Raw genomic sequence first — 20796 nt, forward strand, 5'->3', positions numbered from 1 at the left:
GTAAAGCCCGACAGACCACTTGAAATAGTTCTTTAGTTCTTTAGTTCTTTAGTTCTTAATGAACGACCATGAATAGACCAAATAAAAGCCTATGAAAGCAAGACAGCTGGCTGAGGAAAAGAGAGAAAAAAGCGAGGGCATTAGGGACACAGCCCAGGCGGAATGGAAAAAACGGAACCTGCTTTTAGCGTCCACCTCTGAACCGGCATCTGAGAGCCGACCACTTTGGACGCGGGTTCCGGTTTTGGAATGGAGCCGAACAGGGATGCCCCCAGAGAAGTGTCCCTACTAACGGAGCGTTTTCTCTCTTTTCCTCCCCTCCGTAAAGCCCGACAGACCACTTGAATTAGTTCTTTAGTTCTTTAGTACTTAATGAACGACCATGAATCGACCAAATAAAAGCCCTTGAAAGCAAGACAGCTGGCTGAGGAAAAGAGAGAAAAAAGCGAGGGCATTAGGGACACAGCCCAGGCGGAATGGAAAAAGCGGAACCTGCTTTTAGCGTCCACCTCTGAACCGGCATCTGAGAGCCGACCACTTTGGACGCGGGTTCCGGTTTTGGAATGGAGCCGAACAGGGGTGCCCCCAGAGAAGTGTCCCTACTAACGGAGCGTTTTCTCTCTTTTCCTCCCCTCCACGAAAGCTACGCCACCCACTTGATTGGCATTTACACTTACAATGAGCCTCAAAGCAGGAACAGCAAAAGGAAACCGAGAAAACAATTTGGGTCAAAAAAGAGCAGGAGTTCGGAAATTTCAGCAGAAATTAATTTATCGATAGAGTTTTAGTATGGTGCTTACTGGTAAACAGTAAGAACGGGAAAAAAGCTGTATTTCATAGATACGGGAGGGATTTCGATGGAAAAAACATTGCCACAGCGCTGGGATTTGGAAGTACTGTTTCCGGGAGGGAGCGAATCCGAAGCATTTCGTTCCTTTCTCGCTGAGCTGGAAAAAGATATCGCCGCACTGCAAGCCAGGGTAGAGAAAGCGGACTTGGCACTGCAGGAAAAGAAAACATTTGTAGAGATCATCGACAGCGTACAAGCGATCTCTGTTCGGACGAGACAGGCCGGCGCGTTTATCTCCTGCCTGACTGCCCAAAACATGAAGGACGAAGCCGCGAAAATGCTCGGTGGACGTGTGAAAAGCATCTCTGCAGCCTTTGGCTCAGCTTTGACTCGCTGGGAGGAGCATCTGCTCAAAATCGACGAGGCGAAATGGGAAGCTTTGCTGGCAGAGGAAGAGCTGTCTGCTATCGCCTTTAACTTGAACGAGCGCCGCCGTCGTGCACAGGAAAAGCTGTCCCCAGAGCAAGAAGTGCTCGCTAACGATCTGGCTGTCGACGGGTATCACGCTTGGCAGGACCTGTACAACGCAGTGGTAGGACGCATGACCATCGAGGTGGAGCTGGACGGTGAGAAGAAGCAGCTGTCAGTAGGGCAGGCATCCAACCTGATGAGCCATCCGGACCGTGCCGTGCGCAAGCAAGCGTTTGAAAAATGGCTGGAAGCGTGGGGCAACGAAACAGAGCTTTGCGCGCAAGCCTTGAATCACTTGGGTGGTTTCCGTCTGGCGCTGTATCGTCACCGCGGCTGGGATTCGGTCCTGCGCGAGCCACTTGACATCGGGCGGATGCAGGAAAAGACGTTGGATGCGATGTGGCAGGCAATCAACAATCGCAAGGATCGACTGGTTGCTTATCTGGAGCGCAAAGCGAAGCTGATTGGCGTAGAGAAGCTGAGCTGGTATGACATTTCGGCACCTGTAGGGAGCACACACAAAAAGGTTTCCTACGACGAAGCGGCAGCATTGATCGTGGAGAACTTCGATCGCTTCAACCCGAAAATGGCGGAGTTCGCACAGCTTGCCTTTGACGATGCGTGGATCGAAGCAGAGGATCGCCCAGGAAAACGTCCAGGCGGCTTCTGCACCAGCTTCCCGGTGAGCAAGCAATCCCGCGTGTTCATGACTTACGCTGGCAACGCGAGCAACGTCTCTACCCTTGCCCATGAGCTGGGGCACGCCTACCATCAGCAAGTCATGTGGGATCTGCCGCCCCTCGCGCAAAACTACGCGATGAACGTAGCAGAGACAGCTTCGACCTTTGCCGAGATGATCCTCGCAGATGCAGCGGTGAAAAACGCAGCGAACGACGACGAAAAACTGGTCCTGCTCGAAGACAAGCTGCAATCTGTTCTCGCTTTCTTCATGAACATCCAGGCGCGGTTCCTGTTTGAGAAAAACTTCTACGAAGCACGTAAAAACGGCTTGGTTAGCGCTGCCGACCTCGACCGCCTGATGACAGAAGCGCAGCAAGAAGCATACGCCGGTGCGCTCGCCGAATACGAGCCGCATTTCTGGGCTTCCAAGCTCCATTTCTATATCACAACGTATCCGTTCTACAACTTCCCGTACACATTCGGATACTTGTTCAGCCTGAGCGTCTACGCCCGTGCGCTGGCAGAAGGAGAAAGCTTCGCGGACAAATACGATGCCCTCCTGCGCGACACGGGCCGCCTGATGGTAGAAGACCTCGCACAAACCCATCTCGGTGAGGACATGACGCAGGTAGAATTCTGGCAAGCCGCTGTCGACCTGGCTGTAGCCGATATCGATGAGTTCCTGCGACTGACCGAAGAAGCATAAAAACGGATAAGCAACGCAATAGCAGGAAGCCTGTCACGATGATGACAGGCTTTTTTGCTGTTTAGGGTTGAAATGCGTTAATTCGGGCACAGTTGCGAAATTCACTACATTCGTCACCCGACTGTGTCAGCTCCACTGGGAACAGACAAGCTTAACTTTATGATCCGAAATTGTATGATGCCGTACACAAAGAGGTTTTCAGTCTAACGCGATTCGGTATCTGTTTCCCTTGCAGCTTTTAAATGCCTTCCCTAGAAGCTCCCAGAGATCCTTTCAAAGAAAGCCTGTGAAACAGCCATAGCTGGCCGAGGAAAAGAGAGAAAAAAGCGAGGGCATTAGGGACACAGCCCAGGCGGAGTGGAAAAAGCGGAACCTGCCTTTAGCGTCCACCTCTGAACAAGCATCCATGAACCGACCACTTTGGACGCGGGTTCCGGTTTTGAAACGGAGCCGAACAGGAATGACCCCCGAGCAGTGTCCCTACTAACGGAGCGTTTTCTCTCTTTTCCTCTCCCCCGAGAAGCCAGACAGAAAATGTTTTTATAAAACAACCCTGGGATACTTGCAAAAAAAGCCCACGCAACACAAATAGCTGGCCGAGGAAAAGAGAGAAAAAAGCGAGGGCATTAGGGACACAGCCCAGGCGGAGTGGAAAAAGCGGAACCAGCCCTTAGCGTCCACCTCTGAACAAGCATCCATGAACCGACCACTTTGGACGCGGGTTCCGATTTTGGAACGGAGCCGAACAGGAATGACCCCCGAGCAGTGTCCCTACTAACGGAGCGTTTTCTCTCTTTTCCTCTCCCCCGAGAAGCCAGACAGAAAATGTTTTTATAAAGCAACCCTGGGATACTTGCAAAAAAAGCCCACGCAACACAAATAGCTGGCCGAGGAAAAGAGAGAAAAAAGCGAGGGCATTAGGGACACAGCCCAGGCGGAGTGGAAAAAGCGGAACCAGCCCTTAGCGTCCACCTCTGAACAAGCATCCATGAACCGACCACTTTGGACGCGGGTTCCGATTTTGGAACGGAGCCGAACAGGAATGACCCCCGAGCAGTGTCCCTACTAACGGAGCGTTTTCTCTCTTTTCCTCTCCCCCGAGAAGCCAGACAGAAAATGTTTTTATAAAGCAACCCTGGGATACTTGCAAAAAAAGCCCACGCAACACAAATAGCTGGCCGAGGAAAAGAGAGAAAAAAGCGAGGGCATTAGGGACACAGCCCAGGCGGAGTGGAAAAAGCGGAACCAGCCCTTAGCGTCCACCTCTGAACAAGCATCCATGAACCGACCACTTTGGACGCGGGTTCCGATTTTGAAACGGAGCCGAACAGGAATGACCCCCGAGCAGTGTCCCTACTAACGGAGCGTTTTCTCTCTTTTCCTCCCCTCCACAACAGCCCGATGCACCTGAAAAAGGATTTAACAGAATGGTAGAAGAAGTAGTCCGAATTCTCAGATTGTAGATAAGGAGTGGAGAGCCTGCCATGAACCACCGGATGAAAAAGCATCCTTTGCACCTGTTTCGCGGAACGCTACGCACGAAGATGCTCACGTTGTTTCTCTGCCTGATCGCCATTCCGCTTAGCTTGCAAGGTATGATCACCTACAGCAAATTCACTACCTCCACCGAAGAGAGAACCTCCGCATACACAGCGCAGATCGTCCACCAAATCAACCAAAACCTGGACCGAAATATGGAAGAGATGAAGCGCCTCTCCCTGATGCCCCTCTACGATAACAGCATTCTGTCGATTCTCCGGGAGCTTGGTGGCAGCGCGCAAGCACCTCTCTACCTTTCCACAGAAAAACGGCAAAAAATGACGCTGTACATATCAAGCCTTTCTTACAGCCGACCGGAAGTGAAAGGCATCCAGATCATGTCCCTAAATGGGCTGGTATTCTCCAATCTCGATCCGTCGACGATGAAGGCACAGGTCGATCTGCGAAAAGAGGAATGGTACAGTCGCGTGCTTGCAGGAAACGGTGCGTCCGTCATTATCCCTTCGCACCGCCCCGCCTACTATGTTGATTCATCGATGGATCGCTACTTTTCTGTCGCACGTCTTTTAAGAGAGCCCAACACCAATCTGCCGCTCGGAATCATCAAGATCGACATGAAGATGGAGATGATCGACCAGATTTTGACCAACATGCCCTTTACGAAAGAAGGCAGCCTGATCATCGTCAATCAGCAGCAGGAGCTTTTTTACGAGAAGCGAGAGAACGAGACTACACCTGGCTACCAGGCGCTGCTGCAGGAAACTGCCGGGCTCGTACATCCGGGGCAGTCAGGTAGAACGATCAGCCTGCAGGGACAGCGCTACTTATTGATCGACAATGTATCAGCGAGGACGGGACTTACAGTCATCAGCATGATCCCCATAGACAGCTTGCTGAAAGACTCCAATGACCTGCGCAGCTTTACTATTCTGATCGCGGCGATCTTTCTGGTCGTGGCGGGAGGACTCGCAAGCTATTTTGCCTATTCACTCAGCAAGCCGCTGGTTTCGCTTAAGGAAAAAATGCTCCAGGTCGAGCAAGGACATTTTCACGAGCGTGTGCCAGTCTCCTCCACAGATGAGATCGGCAAGCTGAGCGAGCAGTTTAACCACATGGTAGAAGAGATCAACCGACTCGTCAACGAAGTATACGTCATCAGCTTGCGCGAACGGGAGGCGGAGCTGGCGGCCCTGCAGAGTCAGATCCACCCGCATTTTATCTACAATACGCTCGAGGCGATCAACATGATGGCGATCCGTGCAGGCAACTACGATGTATCGGACATGGTGTCCTCTTTAGGCAAGCTGATGCGCTACACCGTAGAGCGGGGAGATGGCTTTGTGACACTGGCGCAAGAGCTGGAATCACTGTCCTCTTACGTTCGTATCCAGCAGACACGTCTCGGGGATCGAATCCAGGTGGTGATGGAAGTGGATGAGTCGCTGCGAGACGCGCCCATTCCGAAGCTGCTTTTGCAGCCCTTGCTGGAAAATGCGATATACCATGGCATCGAGCGCCAGGAGAGAGGCGGTACCATTTGGCTTTCAGTCGCACGGGATGCTGAGGCTATGCAGATCAGTGTGCGCGATAACGGCAAAGGGATGACCCAGCCAGAGCTGATCAGGCTGCGCTCCAGTGTCACCATCCCCTTTCACCAGAATGAAGCAGCAAGCAGCCAGCGTACGGGGACGGCTCTCCGCAATATTTACCAGCGGATTACCCTCCTGTACGGCGCAGGATACCACCTGATGATGGACAGTCAGGCAGGACAAGGATCGATCTTTTCCTTGCGAATCCCCATAGAAAATGAAAAGAGGGCGATGAGACATGTACAAAGTCTTGCTAGTGGAGGATGAGCGGATCATCCGGGAAGGCTTGAAGACCTTGATCGAAAAGGTGACTACAGGCTTTTGTGTCGTAGCAGAGGCGCAGGATGGGAAAGAGGCGCTGCACTATCTGCGCACGGACATGCCTGATCTGATCATCACGGACATTCGCATGAGAGAAATCGATGGGCTGGCGATGATCGGCAAGATTCGCGAGATGTATGAAGAGCTGCCCATCGTTATTATCAGTGGATACGGTGACTTTCAGTACGCCCAAAAAGCATTGAAGCACAAAGTAACAGACTACCTGCTCAAGCCGATTGACCGGATCGAGCTGGTGGGAACGCTGGAAAAAATCCGGCAGTCACTGGAGCGAAAGAAACAGTCTGTCGCAGCTGAGCAGACCGAAAGCCAAAAGGAAGAGCGGCACATCATCCGCAAAGTCAAAAACTACATCCAGGATCATACAGATGGCGACCTACGTCTGCAAACGCTGGCAGATTTCGTCCATCTCAATCCGATTTACCTCAGCCAGCTGTTCAAGACTGAGACGGGAGAAAACGTATCTGACTACGTTACGAGGACGAGGATGAAACGGGCCAAGCAGCTGTTGCGTGAGACGAGCCTGAAGATCTACGACATTTCTCGCTTGGTTGGTTACCAGAGCCCCAAGCATTTCATGATCGTTTTCAAAAAAGAAGTCGGGATGACCCCCGGCGGTTACCGGGATGGGGCGTCAGGAGAAGAAGACCTTTAAATCCCATACCAAATCTGTAAATCAGATGATTTATCTCAATATTCCCTCAAATCTATACTTGTGCTAGGAAACGATTCCAGAAAATAGGGGGTACATCATGAAAAAGGCAATCTTTTTGGCATTGTCTATACTTTTGACAGCGTTTACTTTTGCGGGGTGCAGCAGCAAGCCGGCAGCATCCAGCGATCCTGCGGCGAAAAGCGATGAGCCTGTGGAGCTTTCCTTTTTGACATGGGGCAATCAAGCTCACCTCGATCTATACCAGAAGCTGATCGATAAATTCACACAGACTCACCCGAATATCAAAGTAAAGCTGGAATCTGTGCCTTTCCCGGATTATCAGCAAAAGGTGACCGTGCTGGCAGCAGGACAGGAGCTGCCGGACATCGGCTGGGTATCGGAGCGCATGGTGCCGCAGTTTATGGCAAATGGCATTTTGGAGGACGTGACGGACCTCAATTCGGACGCCAACTTTAAAATGGACGACTTCATTCCGTCCACGCTCGCCCTGTTCCAAAAAGATGAAAAGCTCTACGGGATCCCCTTTTCTACACCGCCAAGCGTGATGTTCTACAACAAGGACCTGATCGAGAAAGCCGGTCTGAAATCACCGAACGATCTGGCAAAAGAAGGCAAGTGGACGTGGGAAGAGTTTGAAAAGACAGCAAAAGCGATCACCAGCGGGACGGGCGCGAGCAAAATCTACGGGGCCAACTTCTTCCGGGACTGGAAAACGTGGATCCTCCTATCCTCGTACTCGTGGTCAAATGGCAGCGGACCTTTCAACAAAGAGATGACGCAATTCACCTGGAACGACCAATACGGAACGGAGACGCTCAGCATGCTGCAGCGCATGATGTTTACGGATGGCTCGCATCCGAAAGCCGGGGAGCAGGTGAGCTTTGAGTCAGGCAAAATCGGGATGTTCTTCGATGTGTACAGCTACGTCTCCAAAGCGCGCACGATCAAAGATTTTAAATGGGACATCGCGCCGATGCCATCCGGTTCCCAAGGCTCTGCCCCGATGCTCGGCCAGGCAGGCTACTCGATTTTCAAAGGAACCAAGCATTTGCAGGAAACAAAGGAGTTCCTCAAATTCATCGCCAGCGAGGAAGGCGTCCAGGCGACATCTGCTTACTTCGTGCCACCGCGCACATCGGTACTCAACTCGGATTTGTTCTTGAAGCAGCCTGACAATCCGGACCCAGCCCACATCAAGCAAGCCGTGATCGATGAAATGCCAAAAGCGCACTTCCAGCCAGGCCATGTGGAATGGCAAAAAATCGACAATACGATTCTCGCCGGCTTTGACCAGCTGTTCGGTCAAACGGCACAGCCGCAGGACATCATGAAGTCGTTGGAAGAGAAGATCAACCCGATTTTGAAAAAATAGCTGAGCTGTGGCGGTCTGGAAAACAGGCCGCCAACCATTTGAAGGGAGGGGGGCTTCGTGATGAATCGATTGGAGCGTGCGCTTTCTGAAAAGCCGTTTCAGCTGTTCGTCAGTCTGCCGCGCAATGAGGAGTCGCTGGCGAATACAGCGCTTGCGGAAGGAGCAGATGGACTCAAGGTGCATATGAACGTGCATCATCGAGCGAGTGGAAACAGCTTTGGTCCCCTCGCCAATTATCTTGAGCTGTTCACATCCATCCGCAGTCAGTTTGACGGACCGTTTGGCATCGTTCCTGCTGGCTCTCCACAAGACTTGAACCCAGCCGAGCTAGCGCAGCTTTCCTCGATTGGCATCGACTTTATCTCGATTTACGGACACCACCTGCCAGCAGCACAGATGAGGATCGAGGGGGTAGCGAGCACCTTTGCCATTGACGATCAATTCGATTGGGCGTTGCTAGATTCAATGAAGCATTTTCCCATGACTGCCTTGGAAGCCTCTATCGTCCCAGGTGCGGAATACGGAACGCCGTTGGTATTTACCGATCTGCTGAAATATCGGTTGTTGGTGGAAAAGGCGGGGATTCCGGTGATGGTTCCTACCCAGCGAAAAGTCGTGCCAGCAGATATTCCGGCCCTGCGAGATACGGGCGTGCGTGTCTTGCTGGCGGGGGCGATGGCACTTGGGACGACGACAGACGAGATCAAAAGGTCGGTCGCAGCCCTACGCAATGCAATCGACAAATAAGCACGCAAAGGGAACCGGGTGCGGCCTCGTAAGAAAAAGGAAGAGGCAGCTTCGCCCACGAAGGAGGAATGCGTATGGAGAGCAACATGAATATTCCCATCTCTCCTGAACAGAAAAAAGCGAAGCCGAAAAGAAATCCGTTTCATCGGGAAGCCAATGTGAGTGGCTGGCTGTTTGTCAGTCCGATGGTGCTCGGATTTCTCGTGCTGCTGCTCGGGCCGCTATTGCTCGCCTTTTACATGAGTCTGACGGATTGGCCGCTTTTGGGAGAGCCGACCTTTGTTGGGATGGACAACTACAAGGCCATTTTTTCCGATGAGGAGTTTTGGACGGTTGTTGGCAATACGTTCACGTTTGCGGCAGGGCTCGTTCCGCTGAATATCGTCCTCGCCCTGGGTCTGGCTCTTCTGCTCGCCCGCAAGCTGCCCGGGATTGGCATCTTCCGTACGGCCATCTTCGTGCCGGTCATGACTTCGCTGATCGTTTGGGCAATTGTCTGGAAGTACCTGTTTGCAACCGATACAGGCTTTATCAACCAGATCCTGCAGCTGTTCGGGATCACGGGTCCAGCCTGGCTGTACAATCCGCAGTTGGCCATGCCTGTCGTCATCGTGACCAGCGTCCTGAAAAACGTGGGCTTGAACATGGTGCTGTTTATTGCCGCTCTGCAGCAGGTGCCCGTTCACTTATACGAGGCAGCGAGGATTGATGGAGCAGGAAGGGCACGTCAGTTTTTCCAGATCACCGTCCCAATGATCTCGCCCACGATCTTTTTGACGACGCTATTGACCATTATTGGATCGCTCAAGGTGTTCGGCCAAATCTACGTGATGACCCAAGGAGGACCAGGCGACAGTACGAAGGTGCTGGTCTACTACATCTGGGAGAAGGCCTTCAAAAACTTCGAGTTTGGCTACGCGTCAGCGCTCGCTTTTGTGTTGTTCTTTATCATTTTTGTATTTACGTTACTCCAGTGGCAGTATCGAAAGAGGTGGGTATTCCATGAAGAATAAGAGTCCCGGAAAAATCCTCGGGATCGGGTTGAATTACTTGACGCTGTCTGTCGTCTCCCTCATCATGCTCGTTCCGTTCCTATGGATGCTCTCGACATCGCTCAAGGAGCCAGCCAAAATCTTCGTGTTTCCCCCTGAGCTGATTCCATCGCCGATCCGGCTGGAAAATTACACGGAGGTACTGGCGAACACGCCATTCCACTTGTTCTATTGGAACAGCCTGTACATCGCGATTCTTGTGACAATCGGTACGGTCCTGTTTGCATCTATCGCCGGCTATGCGTTTGCGAGAATTCCTTTTAGAGGGCGCAATCTCGTCTTCCTGCTTCTGCTGTCGACGATGATGATCCCGAATGAAGTGACCTCGATTCCGATGTTTTTGTTCATGCGTGCACTCGGCTTTATCAATACACATGTGCCGCTGATCGTCCTCCCCATATTTGGAGCAGGAGGAATCTTCGGGGTATTCGTCATGCGCCAGTTTTTCCTCGGGATCCCGAAGGAGCTGGAGGAGGCCGCGATGATCGACGGCTGCTCGCGCTGGCGAATCTACTGGAGCATCATGCTGCCGCTTGCCAAGCCGGCGATTGCGACCCTGACGATTTTTACCTTTTTGACCAGCTGGAACGACTTTTACGATCCGCTCATTTTCTTGAACGACCGAGAGCTGATGACGCTGCCGCTCGCTCTTTCCCTGTTTACAGACGAAGCGGGTACGGCCTGGCATCACCTGATGAGTGCTTCGGTGATGGCGACCTTGCCCCTGCTGATTGTGTTCTTTTTCGCCCAAAAGCAGTTCATTGAGGGTGTATCGATGACAGGAATGAAGGATTAACGGAGGTGGAGGATATGGACCGCATACTTGAAGCGGATGTCGTGGTCGTAGGTGGGGGACCCGCCGGAATCAATGCGGCGCTGGCAAGCGGAAGATTGGGTGCCAAGACGATTCTGATCGAACGCTATGGCTTTCTCGGCGGCATGTCTACAGCTGCCTTGGTGTACCCTTGGATGACGTTTCATACGGAAAAAGGAGAGCAGGTGATCAAGGGCATCGCCCAGGAAATCGTGGAGCGGCTGCAGGAGCGCGGCGGCTCTCCGGGGCATCTGCGGGATACAGTTGGCTTCGTTCATACAGTCACGCCGTACCATCCTGAAATCTACAAGCTTCTGGCAGTCGAAATGCTGAAGGAAGCAGGAGTCAAGCTGCTCGTTCACAGCTTTGTTGACGAGGCTGTCGTAGAAGGTGACCGGATCAGAGCGATCCAAATCACGACCAAATCCGGCAAGTACGAGATTTGCGGAAATATCTTCGTCGATGCCTCTGGAGATGCAGATGTGGCGTATTTGTCTGGAGCGCCGACGTACCAGGGCAGGGAAAGCGACGGACGCACGCAGCCGATGACGATGAAGTTTCGGATGCGCGGGGTGGATTTGGAGCAGGTCAAAGCGTACATGCTGGCACACCCGGAGGATTTCTACCACAAGACGCCGTTTGCAAAGCTTAGAGAGATACCGCTGACAGGTGTCCAAGGCTTTTACACTCAGTGGAAGGCATCAGGAGTGCCGATCAACCGTGATCAGGTTCTCTTTTTCACCGGTCCGGAAAAGGATGAGGTACTGATCAACTGCACGCGCGTCCAAGGACTGGATGGCACGGATGTGGAGGATTTGACGGAGGCAGAGGAGATAGGGAGACGTCAGGTTTTAATGATGTCTGAATTTTTGAAAAGTAAGATCGCAGGGTTTTCTGGTGCCTCCATCTCTGCAGTCGGAACGCAGATCGGCATTCGGGAAACGCGCAGAATCGCAGGAGCGTACAGCCTGACGATCGAGGACGTGGTGCAGGGACGCAAATTCGCTGACGTGGTCGCACGCAGCGGCTATCCTGTCGACATCCATGATCCATCCGGAAAAGGCGTGATCGCCGCGGATATCGAGGGGGACGGCGCTTACGACATCCCGTATCGCTGTCTGCTGCCGAAAAGGATCGAAAACCTGCTCGCGGCAGGGAGGTGCATTTCGACCACGCATGAGGCGCTGGCGACGACGAGGCTCACTCCGAGCTGCATGGCTACCGGTCAGGCAGCAGGTACGGCGGCAGCCATCGCTCATCTGGATCGAACGATTCCACGAAAGATTGACGTATCCAAGCTGCAGCTAGAATTGCGAAAAGCAAATGCCGTTCTGTAAGTCGTCCGTTACTTTCGCTTGCGATGAAGGGAGTCGAAACGATGAAGAAGTGGAGATTTGTAATTTCTACGGTTGCGATGGCAACGCTGCTGACAGGCATGCTGCCGTTTGGGCAAATGAATGGGGCACAGGCAAAAACGTCGCCAAAGCCGATCGCCAAAATCGCGCTGGTGCCACTGGATGATCGTCCAGTCAATACGTATTTTCCGCAGATGACTGCGAAGGCGGGAGGAGTGGAGACGATCATGCCGGATGAAGACATGCTCGGTCATTTCACTACCCCGGGAGATGGGGAGGAGATTGGCGACTGGCTGCTCGACCAGGCAGACAAAGTCGATGGCTCGGTCATTTCCGTCAGCATGCTCGCATACGGGGGACTTGTGGCTTCCCGTACCGCCGATCAATCGTACGAGGATGCGCTGTCCAATATCAAGGCGATCAAGCGACTGAAAGCCAAGAAGCCGAAGAAGCCGATCTTCGTATTCGATACGATTCAGCGGCTGGCAGTAACAGCTACCGATCCCGAAACACTGAAATATTACGATCAGATCCGGGAGTGGGCCATTCTCTATGACGAAGTGCACAACCTCGGGATGACGGAAAAAGAGGATCGTCTGGAAGAGCTGGAGGAGCTCATTCCCGAAGCCGTACTGCAGGATTATCTGGATGCCCGTGAACGCAATCACAAAATCAATTCCTTGCTCATCGATTGGGTCAAAGACGGAACCATCGATTACCTCGTGCTTGCTCAGGATGACGCAGCTCCACACGGATTGCACCGCGCAGAACGGGAAGCGTTGGTGGAAAAAGCGGAGGACCTCGGTGTCGAGGATCGCACAGCGGTGTTTCCCGGAGCCGATGAAGTAGGAACAGTGCTCGTCAGCCGTCTGTCACTCGATCAACTCGGCATCCACCCCAAAGTAGCCGTCGAGTATTCGGGCATAGATGGCAGCGACTGGACGGCGTCGTTTGAAGATACGACGTTTGACGAGAGCGTGGACATGCATATCGTTGCGGCAGGTGGCAAGGCGGTACGTGATGCAGATGATGCGGATCTCGTCCTGATGGTGAATACGCCATCGGAACCAGGGGAGAGCAAAGCCGACCGCAGGGAAGCGCTGGATGATTTTGTCGACGTGATCAACGAGCACCTCGAGGACGGGAAGCGAGTCGCCGTGACGGATGTGACGATTACGAACAAGGCAGACCCCGATCTCATCGAGCGTCTGCAGGACGATGTGAAGCTGCCAGCCCTTCTCTCCTATACCGGATGGGGCACAGCGGGGAACAATATGGGCAGCGCCTTGGGTCAAGCTCTTCAGCGCACCGCCTTTTTGGAAAAGGGAAATCAGTTTGGCGTGCCGTTGACGGTGGATGCTGCTGAGGCACACGTGAATCTGCTGCTCTCCTCGTTTGTCAACGATCACAACTACCGGAACGAAGTCATGGCAGATGCCCGGGAGTTGGTCAAGGAATTGGGCGGAAATGAATGGGGACTTGGCGACGATTTTGAGGAAGTGAACGATTTCGTCGTGGAGGAGCTCGCACCCGAGGTAGAGGATTGGTATGAGAACTACTTCGCGGATCAAACCATCGACATCGGCAAGCGCGGCAACCACACGTTCACTGGAAAGCTTACAAGTCTCGATGACGTAGAAATTGTCCTGCCTTGGGAGCGGTTGTTTGAAGTATTTATTCAACCCGAAATCACAGTCGAGAGAAAGTAACCAAATGCACGAACAGGTACGCCATCCGGAAGTTGGCGGCCTGTTTTTTTGTTGTTCAGAAGCTTACCACAATCTTCAGAAAATCTTTACCTGCGATTCATCGAATAAAAGTCAATGGCGAGTAGAGTGAAAGAGAACGGAACGGATCAGTACCTTGCGGCAAAAGCAAAGGGGGAGATCAAATGGAGGGGAAAAGGCTGGATCAGGATCGTTTTGACGACTGGTGCGACCATTTGATCGTCAAGGAAGTAGGTACAAAACGAGTCGTTGGGACGTATCGCCTCCTGCCTGGGAAAAAAGCAGGGACAAACGGCGGGTTTTACTCGGAAACGTTATTTGACCTAAGCCACTCATCGCTCCCTCGTACACGCATGCTGGAGCTTGGCAGAAGCTGTGTAGATCCTGCTTACCGCAATGGCAGAGTCATTCAACTGCTATGGGAGGGGATCGCCGACTATGTGAACCTGCACGGGTATGACTATCTGGTTGGTTGCGCGAGCCTCCGCGAGGCAGATCATGAACAGCTGAGCCGCATTCATGCCTTGCTGAAGCGCTTTTCCTTTCTTACAGAGCGATATGGCGTGCACCCGCATCCGTCCTCGAGGCAAACGGGGCTGCGGCCGATAGATGCAGAGGAGAGCCTAAAGCAGATGTATCGCCTTCTTCCTCCCTTAATGAAAGGCTACCTTTGGCTAGGTGCCGAGCTTGCCGAGGAGCCTGCGTACGATCCCATTCTAAGAAGTACGGATTACTTTGTCGTCCTCGATCAAAAGCAAATCACGGAAAAATACCGTCGTCGGTTTCTGGATAAATAAACAGAAAAAAGGGAGAGGGTGGTCGCCATGTACCGTTGGATTGGATGGTTGACACGACCAGATCGGCTGCACTTGCTCGGCAAGCTGCTAGCCTGGATTCCCCCGCCCTTTTTGCTGGCTCTCTTCTTCGGAGTTTCCCATCTGTTGGCTCGATTTGGCGGGGCTGTAAGCCAACGGGTTAAAGACAATATGAGTGCGGTATTAGGTACACAAGCACCTGTGCAAAGACTGCGCAGACAATATTTTTACCAGGTATGCGTTGCGCTCTATGAATTGCTGTTTGTCAGCCACCGCTTGCCTAAGCAAGGCTTCAAACGATTTTATCCGGAAGGCGAAGAGCATCTGCAATCCGCTCTGCAGAAAGGTAAGGGAGCGATCGTGTATGCACCGCATATCGGCAATTTCTTTTTCGCTTACTGGTATTTAAGTCAGCGTTACCCGTGCCTGGCGGTGGTGACCGCTCAAAGCGCCGAGCTGCGGCCGCTGTATCTCATTTTCCAGGAGCTCGGTTGCGAGGGGCTGGACTATGACGAGACACCGCCTTTGGTCATGCTACGGAAGCTGCGGAGGCATTTGTCCCAAAATGGGGTGGTCTTTCTCTTGGGAGACTTTTCGCGGCCGGAGTTTCCACTCGGACACATGTTTGGAAAAAAGACGCCGCTGCCACGTGGAGCAGCTATGCTGGCATTGGAGGGAAACGCGCCTGTCATACCGTTTTATTGTCGCAGAAAAAAAGGATTTGCACACCAGCTCACTTTTTTCGCTCCTCTCAACTTGCATGAGCATTACGAAAAAAACCAAACAGCAGAGGCGATGAAGCAGCTCTACTCCTTTTTGGAGGATGCCGTGAGAGCGGTGCCCGCGGAATGGCTGTACTGGTTTTATGTGGACGAAAGATGGACGACCGAAGACTATCATGCTGGGGAGGTATCGTAATGGATACAGGAAGCCATCTCTTGTTGGGCGTTACATTGGCTGGACTGGCGAACGCGACCGGATTTGTCGGTACGGATCCGGCAGTGGGTCAGGCGCTAATGATCGCCACTGTGGTGGGATCGCATGCACCGGATTTTGATACGGTAGTCAGATTGCGAGGCATCACTTCTTACATCCGTTTTCATCGGGGTATCACTCATTCCATCCCCGCCCTGTTTCTCTGGCCGCTCATCATCAGCGTCCCGCTCGCTTGGGGGTTCGATGTGATGGGGCAGCTCGCCACCCTTTATTTCTGGACGTGGATCGCAGTCGTTTTCCATGTCTTTCTCGATATGCTCAATGCGTATGGTGTCCAATGCATCCGGCCGTTGAACCGCCGCTGGGTTCACATGGATGTGCTGGCGATCTTTGAACCGTTTGTGTTTGCGCTGCATGTGGCAGCAGCTGTCTGGTGGCTAGGCTTTGGGGGAGATGCCGTGATGCTCTTTCCCGCGGCGTACGGTATCACTTTCGTCTACATTGGGGTGCGAGCCTGGCAGCATGCTCGGTTAGTCAAGCGCGTAGCCTCGGCTCTGGATACAAATGGAGTCTGCCACGTCATTCCCAGCTTCCATCCCTTTCATTGGCGCTTCGTCGTAGAGACAGGCGATCGGTTCTATACAGGAAAGATTGAGTACGCACATGTGCTTCTGGAAGAGGTTTATCCCAAGCAGCAGCGCAATGATATCATACAGGCGACGATCGGGGTCGATGGGGTTCGCGCTTTTCTCGGGTTTGCCCAACGCATTCACGTCACATGGAAAGAGTGCCAGGACGGCTATGAGGTCGTGTGGAGCGATGTGCGTTTCTGGTACAACCGCAAGCTGCCCTTTGGGGTGGATGTCCGGCTGGACCACGATCTCAACGTGGTGCATCATCGCCTGGGATGGCGCAAAAAAGCGTGGGATCCCCCCTATGTCTGAGGGATTCCACGCTTTGACTCAGCTTTATCGCGCTAATGCAGGGAACAACTCGATCAATTCCTGCTGCAAGCCTTGGCTGATTGGGCTCATCGGCAGGCGCAGGGTATCCGAAGACAAAATGCCTTGCTGGGTCAAAATCCACTTGATCGGTGCTGGATTCGACTCTTGGAAAAGCTTTTGAATCATCGGTACGAGGGAATCGAACTTCGTTTGCGCCTGAGCAAAATCACCTTGCTTGGCAAGCTCATACACTTCCACGAATTTTTCGGTTTGAATCATGGAAGAAGCTAGAATACCGCCTGTTGCTCCGTGCTGCATCATGGACAGGAACAGGACATCATCCCCGCACAGGACTGGTTTCGTATCTCCTTTGGTAAGCTCGTGAAGGAGGTCGAGACTGCCTGTGCTGTCTTTGATTCCGATCACGCCATCTAGATCCAGAACGGCTTTGACGGTATCTGCATTCAAACGAAGACCTGTACGATGAGGGACTTCATAGGCGATAACAGGAACGCCTACTTGAGATGCCCGACGATAATGTTCGATGACACCTGCATGAGGTGGGCGGTTGTAGTACGGTGTGACGATGAGGACGGCATCCGCTCCCAGCTCGCCCGCAAGCTCAGTCCGCTTTACGGTCGATACCGTGCTGTTGGTACCTGTGCCGATGATAAGAGGAAGCTGCTTGCCGCTCTCTTGTACGACCTCTTTGGTCGCTTGGAAAAGCTGGACAACTTCCTCCCAGGATACAGTTGGAGATTCGCCTGTCGTTCCGTTGACGATGATGCCTTGAATGTTATGTTGTAAAAGCTCCTGAACATGCTTGCGGTAAGAGTCCAGATCCAGCTCTTCATTTGGCAAAAAGGGCGTGATGACGGGTGCATAAATGCCATGCAAATCGCGTGCTTGTAGCAATGTGTGTTCCTCCCGTTATGCTTGATGTAAGTACTTTACCATAGCATTCGTTATCAGTGTTATCTATAATAAGTGATATGTAATATCAATAATTTTGAAGTGGTGACGATATGGATCTCACTTATTTTCAGACATTTCGCGAGGTTGCCTATCATCAGAGCTTTACAAAAGCAGCTGGCGAGCTGGGCTATGCCCAGTCCAGTGTGACGATGCAAATCCAGAAGCTCGAGCAGTCGTACGGCGTCAAGCTGTTTGAACGGTACGGGAAAAGCCTGCGCCTAACCTCTGCTGGGGAAGAGCTGCTGAAAATAGCGGTTCAGATGCTGAATTTGTATCAGCAGTCAAAGGAAACGCTGACCTTGCAGGGGGGAGGAACGCTGACGATCGGAACCATCGATTCACTGGCTTCCTACTACCTCCCCGCCTTGATCCAGCATCTGCGGCAAAAGTATCCGACTTTGACAATCAGGCTGCAGCCCGACCGGGAAACTGCCATCGTCGAGAAGGTGAGAGAAGGGGATTATGACATCGGGCTTCTGCTCGAGAGCAAGCCCTCCGATCCGACTCTCGAATGGGTGAAGATCAGGGAGGAGCCGCTTGTGCTCTTGGCGAGTCCCGAGCATCCGTTAGCTGCAATCGGAACAATCACCCTGGAGCATTTGAGCGACATCGAGTGGATCATGACGGAAGCAAGCTGCAACTATCGGATCATGCTGGAGCGGGTGCTGCAGGAACAGAAGGTACCTTACCGAGTGGGACTTGAGCTGGGCAATCCGGAAGCGATCAAGCGCTGTCTGGTCACAGGGGCCGGTATTGCACTGCTTCCGCTCATGGCAGCAAACGAGGAGATTCAACGCGGGGAGCTGGCGGCTCTTCCCTTTCAGCATCCCGACATTCGCTTGGACCTGCAAATCGTGATGCGGCCGAAGAAGTGGATGTCTCATTCCTTGCAGGATTTTATCGAGCTGCTGCATTAGTGAAAGGCTATCAAGAAGACAGGCCAGTCGGACACAGAGATGTTCGGCTGGCTTTTTTGTACAGCAAGATTTTTGAAGATTCTCAGCCAGTTAAGGCTCTGCCAAAAAGTTTGGCGGAGCCAAGTTTTTTAATGTCGCTGCGCAAAAGTCTCTATACGAAATGAAAGACTCATGGTAATATAAAACAAAAATGTTCGATGGTGATCGAATGAACAAAATGTATTCAATAAAAATCGAATATTCAACTGCCTATGAATGTATTGTGAGTCTGTATGTGTATCTGCAGGAAAAGGAGAGAAAGCATTATCAGCTAGGCAGCGAGTGGAAGGAAAAAACGGCAAAGCTGCTGCCACCTGATTTCGCAAAGGAGCTGGAGGACGAACGATGGGAAGTGCTGCATCGCTTGGTGCTTCTCGTTGCACAGTCGCCGCAAAAAGGTTCTGTCGAGCAATTTCTCGATTGGCTAGCGCAGGTGCCTCCAGGAGAAATCTATGAACGCATGGCTCCGTGGGTCGATACGATTCCCTTAAATCTAGGGGAGATCCGGGACCATAGCTTGTATTTGCTCACACGCTGGAACGAGCATTATTTCTCCAAGGTAGAGGATAGTATTTTGGAGAAGCTGGAGGAAAGCACACGCCGGCTGACGAAACAGCTCGGGCAAAAGTCCCCCATGGAGCTGATCGATCAGGTAACGAACGGCATCTGGCTCGAGCCGACGGCGGATTTGCAGCAGGTTGTCTTAATTCCTCAATTCCATTGCGCACCGCTGTCTGTCCTGGATTTCTACCGGGGGATGGCGACGTGCTTGTATCCCGTAGACGATTCTACAGCCGTCCTGCAAAAATTACTGCCGATCACCCAGTGCTTGTCGGATGAAAAGCGGCTAGGACTTTTGCGTATCGTGGCAGAAAGACCAAGTACGTTGACGGAGCTGACACAGCAAATAGGGCTTGCGAAAAGCACGGTGCACCACCATGTGACAGCCTTGCGCAGAGCGGGCCTGATCCGCGCTCATTACACCGGAAGCACGACGATCTCCTACTACAGCCTGCGAGAATCGTTTATCGATCAGCTTCCTAGCTTGCTGCATGCTTTTCTGGGAAAAGGGGACGAAGCCTAAATGAACCAACTTCGGAAGTATTGGCATGCGTATCATCCAGTCGTTCATCTGCTGATGGCAGGGACTGTGTTTGTAGGTCTCACCCAAGCGATGAGCATGCCGTTTCTAGCGATTTATTTGAGTGAAACGACGACGCTTGGACCGGCGTACATTGGGATGATTGCGGGAGCTGGCCCACTGGCAGGCACCGTCGGCGGTTTTCTCGGGGGGATCTTGTCTGACTTGTTCGGCAGACGGAAGCTAATGATTCTCTCGATGATGGTCATGGCAGCTGCTTTTGCCGCATTCGTAGTCGTCAGCCATCCACTTGCCCTGCTGTTCGTCAGTCTCGTAAAAGGGCTGGCGGGATCGTTCTACGGGACGGTGTCCAAAGCGATGATGGGGGATTTGACGCCAGCAGACCAGAGGTTTCGGGTCTTTTCCAACCGATATTTGGCGAATAACCTGGGTGTCGCGATTGGACCGATGCTCGGGGCGTTTCTCGGAATAGCCGGCAGCGGTACAGCCTTTCTGTTGACCGCGCTCGCCTATGTGCTGTTTGCGATTCTATTAGGTGTCGCCTGCAAGCAGTACGCGGTAGGAGATGGGCAGGGGGAAGCGGCGGAAGAGAAGCCGGGGCTTCGGCAAATGTGGAAGGTGCTCAGCCGGGATACGGCTCTATTGGCTTTTGTCTTTGGCGGCATTCTGCTCGTCACGGTTCACGGCCAAATGTCGGTTACACTGTCCCAATATTTGCGGGAACATGTAGTAGAAGGGGTAGCTCTTTTTGGCATGATGATGAGTGCAAACGGGTTTACCGTATTGCTTCTGCAAATTCCACTGACGAGATTGGTAGAGAGATACACGCTGTTTGCGAGAATTGCAGGCGGAGCGCTGCTGATGGTCGCCGGGGAAATAGGTTTTGCCTTTTTGACAGGATGGACCTTCATGGTAGCTGCCATGGTCGTATTTACGATCGGGGAGATTTTGATCGTGCCTGCGGAGTACGCCCAGATCGATCAGATCAGCCCAGCCAATATGCGGGGAACCTACTACGGCGCGCAGAGCTTCAGTGAGCTGGGGAGCTTCCTGGGTCCGTGGGTAGGGGGGATGATCCTGTCCGCTTACGGAGGACCTGCGATGTTTCTAATTATGGCTGCGATTGCACTGTTCAGTCTGGTGTTTTACAAGCTAGGCAGTGTCATTTACGAAAGGAAAAAATTGTATACCATATACGGCAATTCTATGGAAAAACAAGGATAAGAGGGCTGGAAACACTCGTAAAACC

Annotated in this window: 16 protein-coding genes; 15 read left to right on the forward strand and 1 reads right to left on the reverse strand. The window is 52.5% G+C overall.

Translation table 11 applies throughout. From position 1 onward, the window contains the following. The first annotated feature begins 857 nt into the window (after positions 1-857). From ACLIN2_RS06545 to ACLIN2_RS06600, 12 genes are all read left to right on the forward strand, one after another. Entirely contained in the window at positions 858-2648 is a 1791-nt protein-coding gene (locus tag ACLIN2_RS06545; protein WP_411503572.1) for a M3 family oligoendopeptidase, read from the forward strand. Between the two features lie 1484 nt (positions 2649-4132). Then, positions 4133-6004, forward strand: a complete 1872-nt coding sequence (locus tag ACLIN2_RS06550; RefSeq protein WP_411503573.1) for a cache domain-containing sensor histidine kinase — start codon at positions 4133-4135, stop codon at positions 6002-6004. Continuing rightward, the gene (locus ACLIN2_RS06555; RefSeq protein WP_411503574.1) at positions 5976-6731 is read left to right on the forward strand and encodes a response regulator transcription factor; all 756 of its coding nucleotides are present in this window, start codon (positions 5976-5978) and stop codon (positions 6729-6731) included. The genes ACLIN2_RS06550 and ACLIN2_RS06555 overlap by 29 nt, the downstream gene beginning before the upstream one ends. 97 nt (positions 6732-6828) lie before the next feature. Next, the gene (locus ACLIN2_RS06560) at positions 6829-8124 is read left to right on the forward strand and encodes an ABC transporter substrate-binding protein (RefSeq protein ID WP_092266400.1); all 1296 of its coding nucleotides are present in this window, start codon (positions 6829-6831) and stop codon (positions 8122-8124) included. A 60-nt stretch (positions 8125-8184) separates the two neighbouring features. Next, positions 8185-8871, forward strand: a complete 687-nt coding sequence (locus tag ACLIN2_RS06565; protein WP_411503575.1) for a hypothetical protein — start codon at positions 8185-8187, stop codon at positions 8869-8871. Between the two features lie 74 nt (positions 8872-8945). Continuing rightward, on the forward strand, positions 8946-9884 hold the full coding sequence (locus ACLIN2_RS06570; protein ID WP_411503576.1) for a carbohydrate ABC transporter permease: 939 nt from the start codon (positions 8946-8948) through the stop codon (positions 9882-9884). Beyond that, positions 9874-10719 (forward strand): carbohydrate ABC transporter permease, encoded by an 846-nt coding sequence (locus ACLIN2_RS06575; RefSeq protein ID WP_411503577.1) that lies wholly within the window; start codon positions 9874-9876, stop codon positions 10717-10719. Before ACLIN2_RS06570 ends, ACLIN2_RS06575 begins: the two co-directional genes overlap by 11 nt. A 14-nt stretch (positions 10720-10733) precedes the next feature. After that, the gene (locus tag ACLIN2_RS06580) at positions 10734-12074 is read left to right on the forward strand and encodes an FAD-dependent oxidoreductase (RefSeq protein WP_411503578.1); all 1341 of its coding nucleotides are present in this window, start codon (positions 10734-10736) and stop codon (positions 12072-12074) included. Between the two features lie 41 nt (positions 12075-12115). After that, entirely contained in the window at positions 12116-13801 is a 1686-nt protein-coding gene (locus tag ACLIN2_RS06585) for a DUF4127 family protein (RefSeq protein WP_411503579.1), read from the forward strand. A 182-nt stretch (positions 13802-13983) separates the two neighbouring features. After that, entirely contained in the window at positions 13984-14616 is a 633-nt protein-coding gene (locus tag ACLIN2_RS06590; protein WP_411503580.1) for a GNAT family N-acetyltransferase, read from the forward strand. A gap of 27 nt (positions 14617-14643) precedes the next feature. Further along, entirely contained in the window at positions 14644-15552 is a 909-nt protein-coding gene (locus tag ACLIN2_RS06595; protein ID WP_411503581.1) for a lysophospholipid acyltransferase family protein, read from the forward strand. Continuing rightward, complete coding sequence (locus ACLIN2_RS06600) at positions 15552-16514, forward strand: metal-dependent hydrolase (RefSeq protein WP_411503582.1); 963 nt, start codon at positions 15552-15554, stop codon at positions 16512-16514. Before ACLIN2_RS06595 ends, ACLIN2_RS06600 begins: the two co-directional genes overlap by 1 nt. A 24-nt stretch (positions 16515-16538) precedes the next feature. Here ACLIN2_RS06600 and dapA read toward each other — a convergent pair whose 3' ends face one another. Then, a complete protein-coding gene (dapA, locus tag ACLIN2_RS06605; protein WP_327930515.1) occupies positions 16539-17429 on the reverse strand; it encodes a 4-hydroxy-tetrahydrodipicolinate synthase in 891 nt (296 codons plus the stop codon). A gap of 110 nt (positions 17430-17539) precedes the next feature. Here dapA and ACLIN2_RS06610 point away from each other — a divergent pair, with 110 nt between their 5' ends. From ACLIN2_RS06610 to ACLIN2_RS06620, 3 genes are all read left to right on the forward strand, one after another. Then, complete coding sequence (locus ACLIN2_RS06610; protein WP_400584013.1) at positions 17540-18406, forward strand: LysR family transcriptional regulator; 867 nt, start codon at positions 17540-17542, stop codon at positions 18404-18406. A gap of 208 nt (positions 18407-18614) precedes the next feature. Further along, complete coding sequence (locus tag ACLIN2_RS06615; RefSeq protein ID WP_400584015.1) at positions 18615-19529, forward strand: ArsR/SmtB family transcription factor; 915 nt, start codon at positions 18615-18617, stop codon at positions 19527-19529. Next, the gene (locus tag ACLIN2_RS06620) at positions 19530-20771 is read left to right on the forward strand and encodes an MDR family MFS transporter (RefSeq protein ID WP_400584016.1); all 1242 of its coding nucleotides are present in this window, start codon (positions 19530-19532) and stop codon (positions 20769-20771) included. Positions 20772-20796 lie beyond the last annotated feature (25 nt).

Origin of the sequence: Brevibacillus centrosporus (assembly GCF_046622605.1) — a bacterium.
In the GTDB taxonomy this organism is placed as follows: Bacteria; Bacillota; Bacilli; order Brevibacillales; family Brevibacillaceae; genus Brevibacillus; species Brevibacillus centrosporus.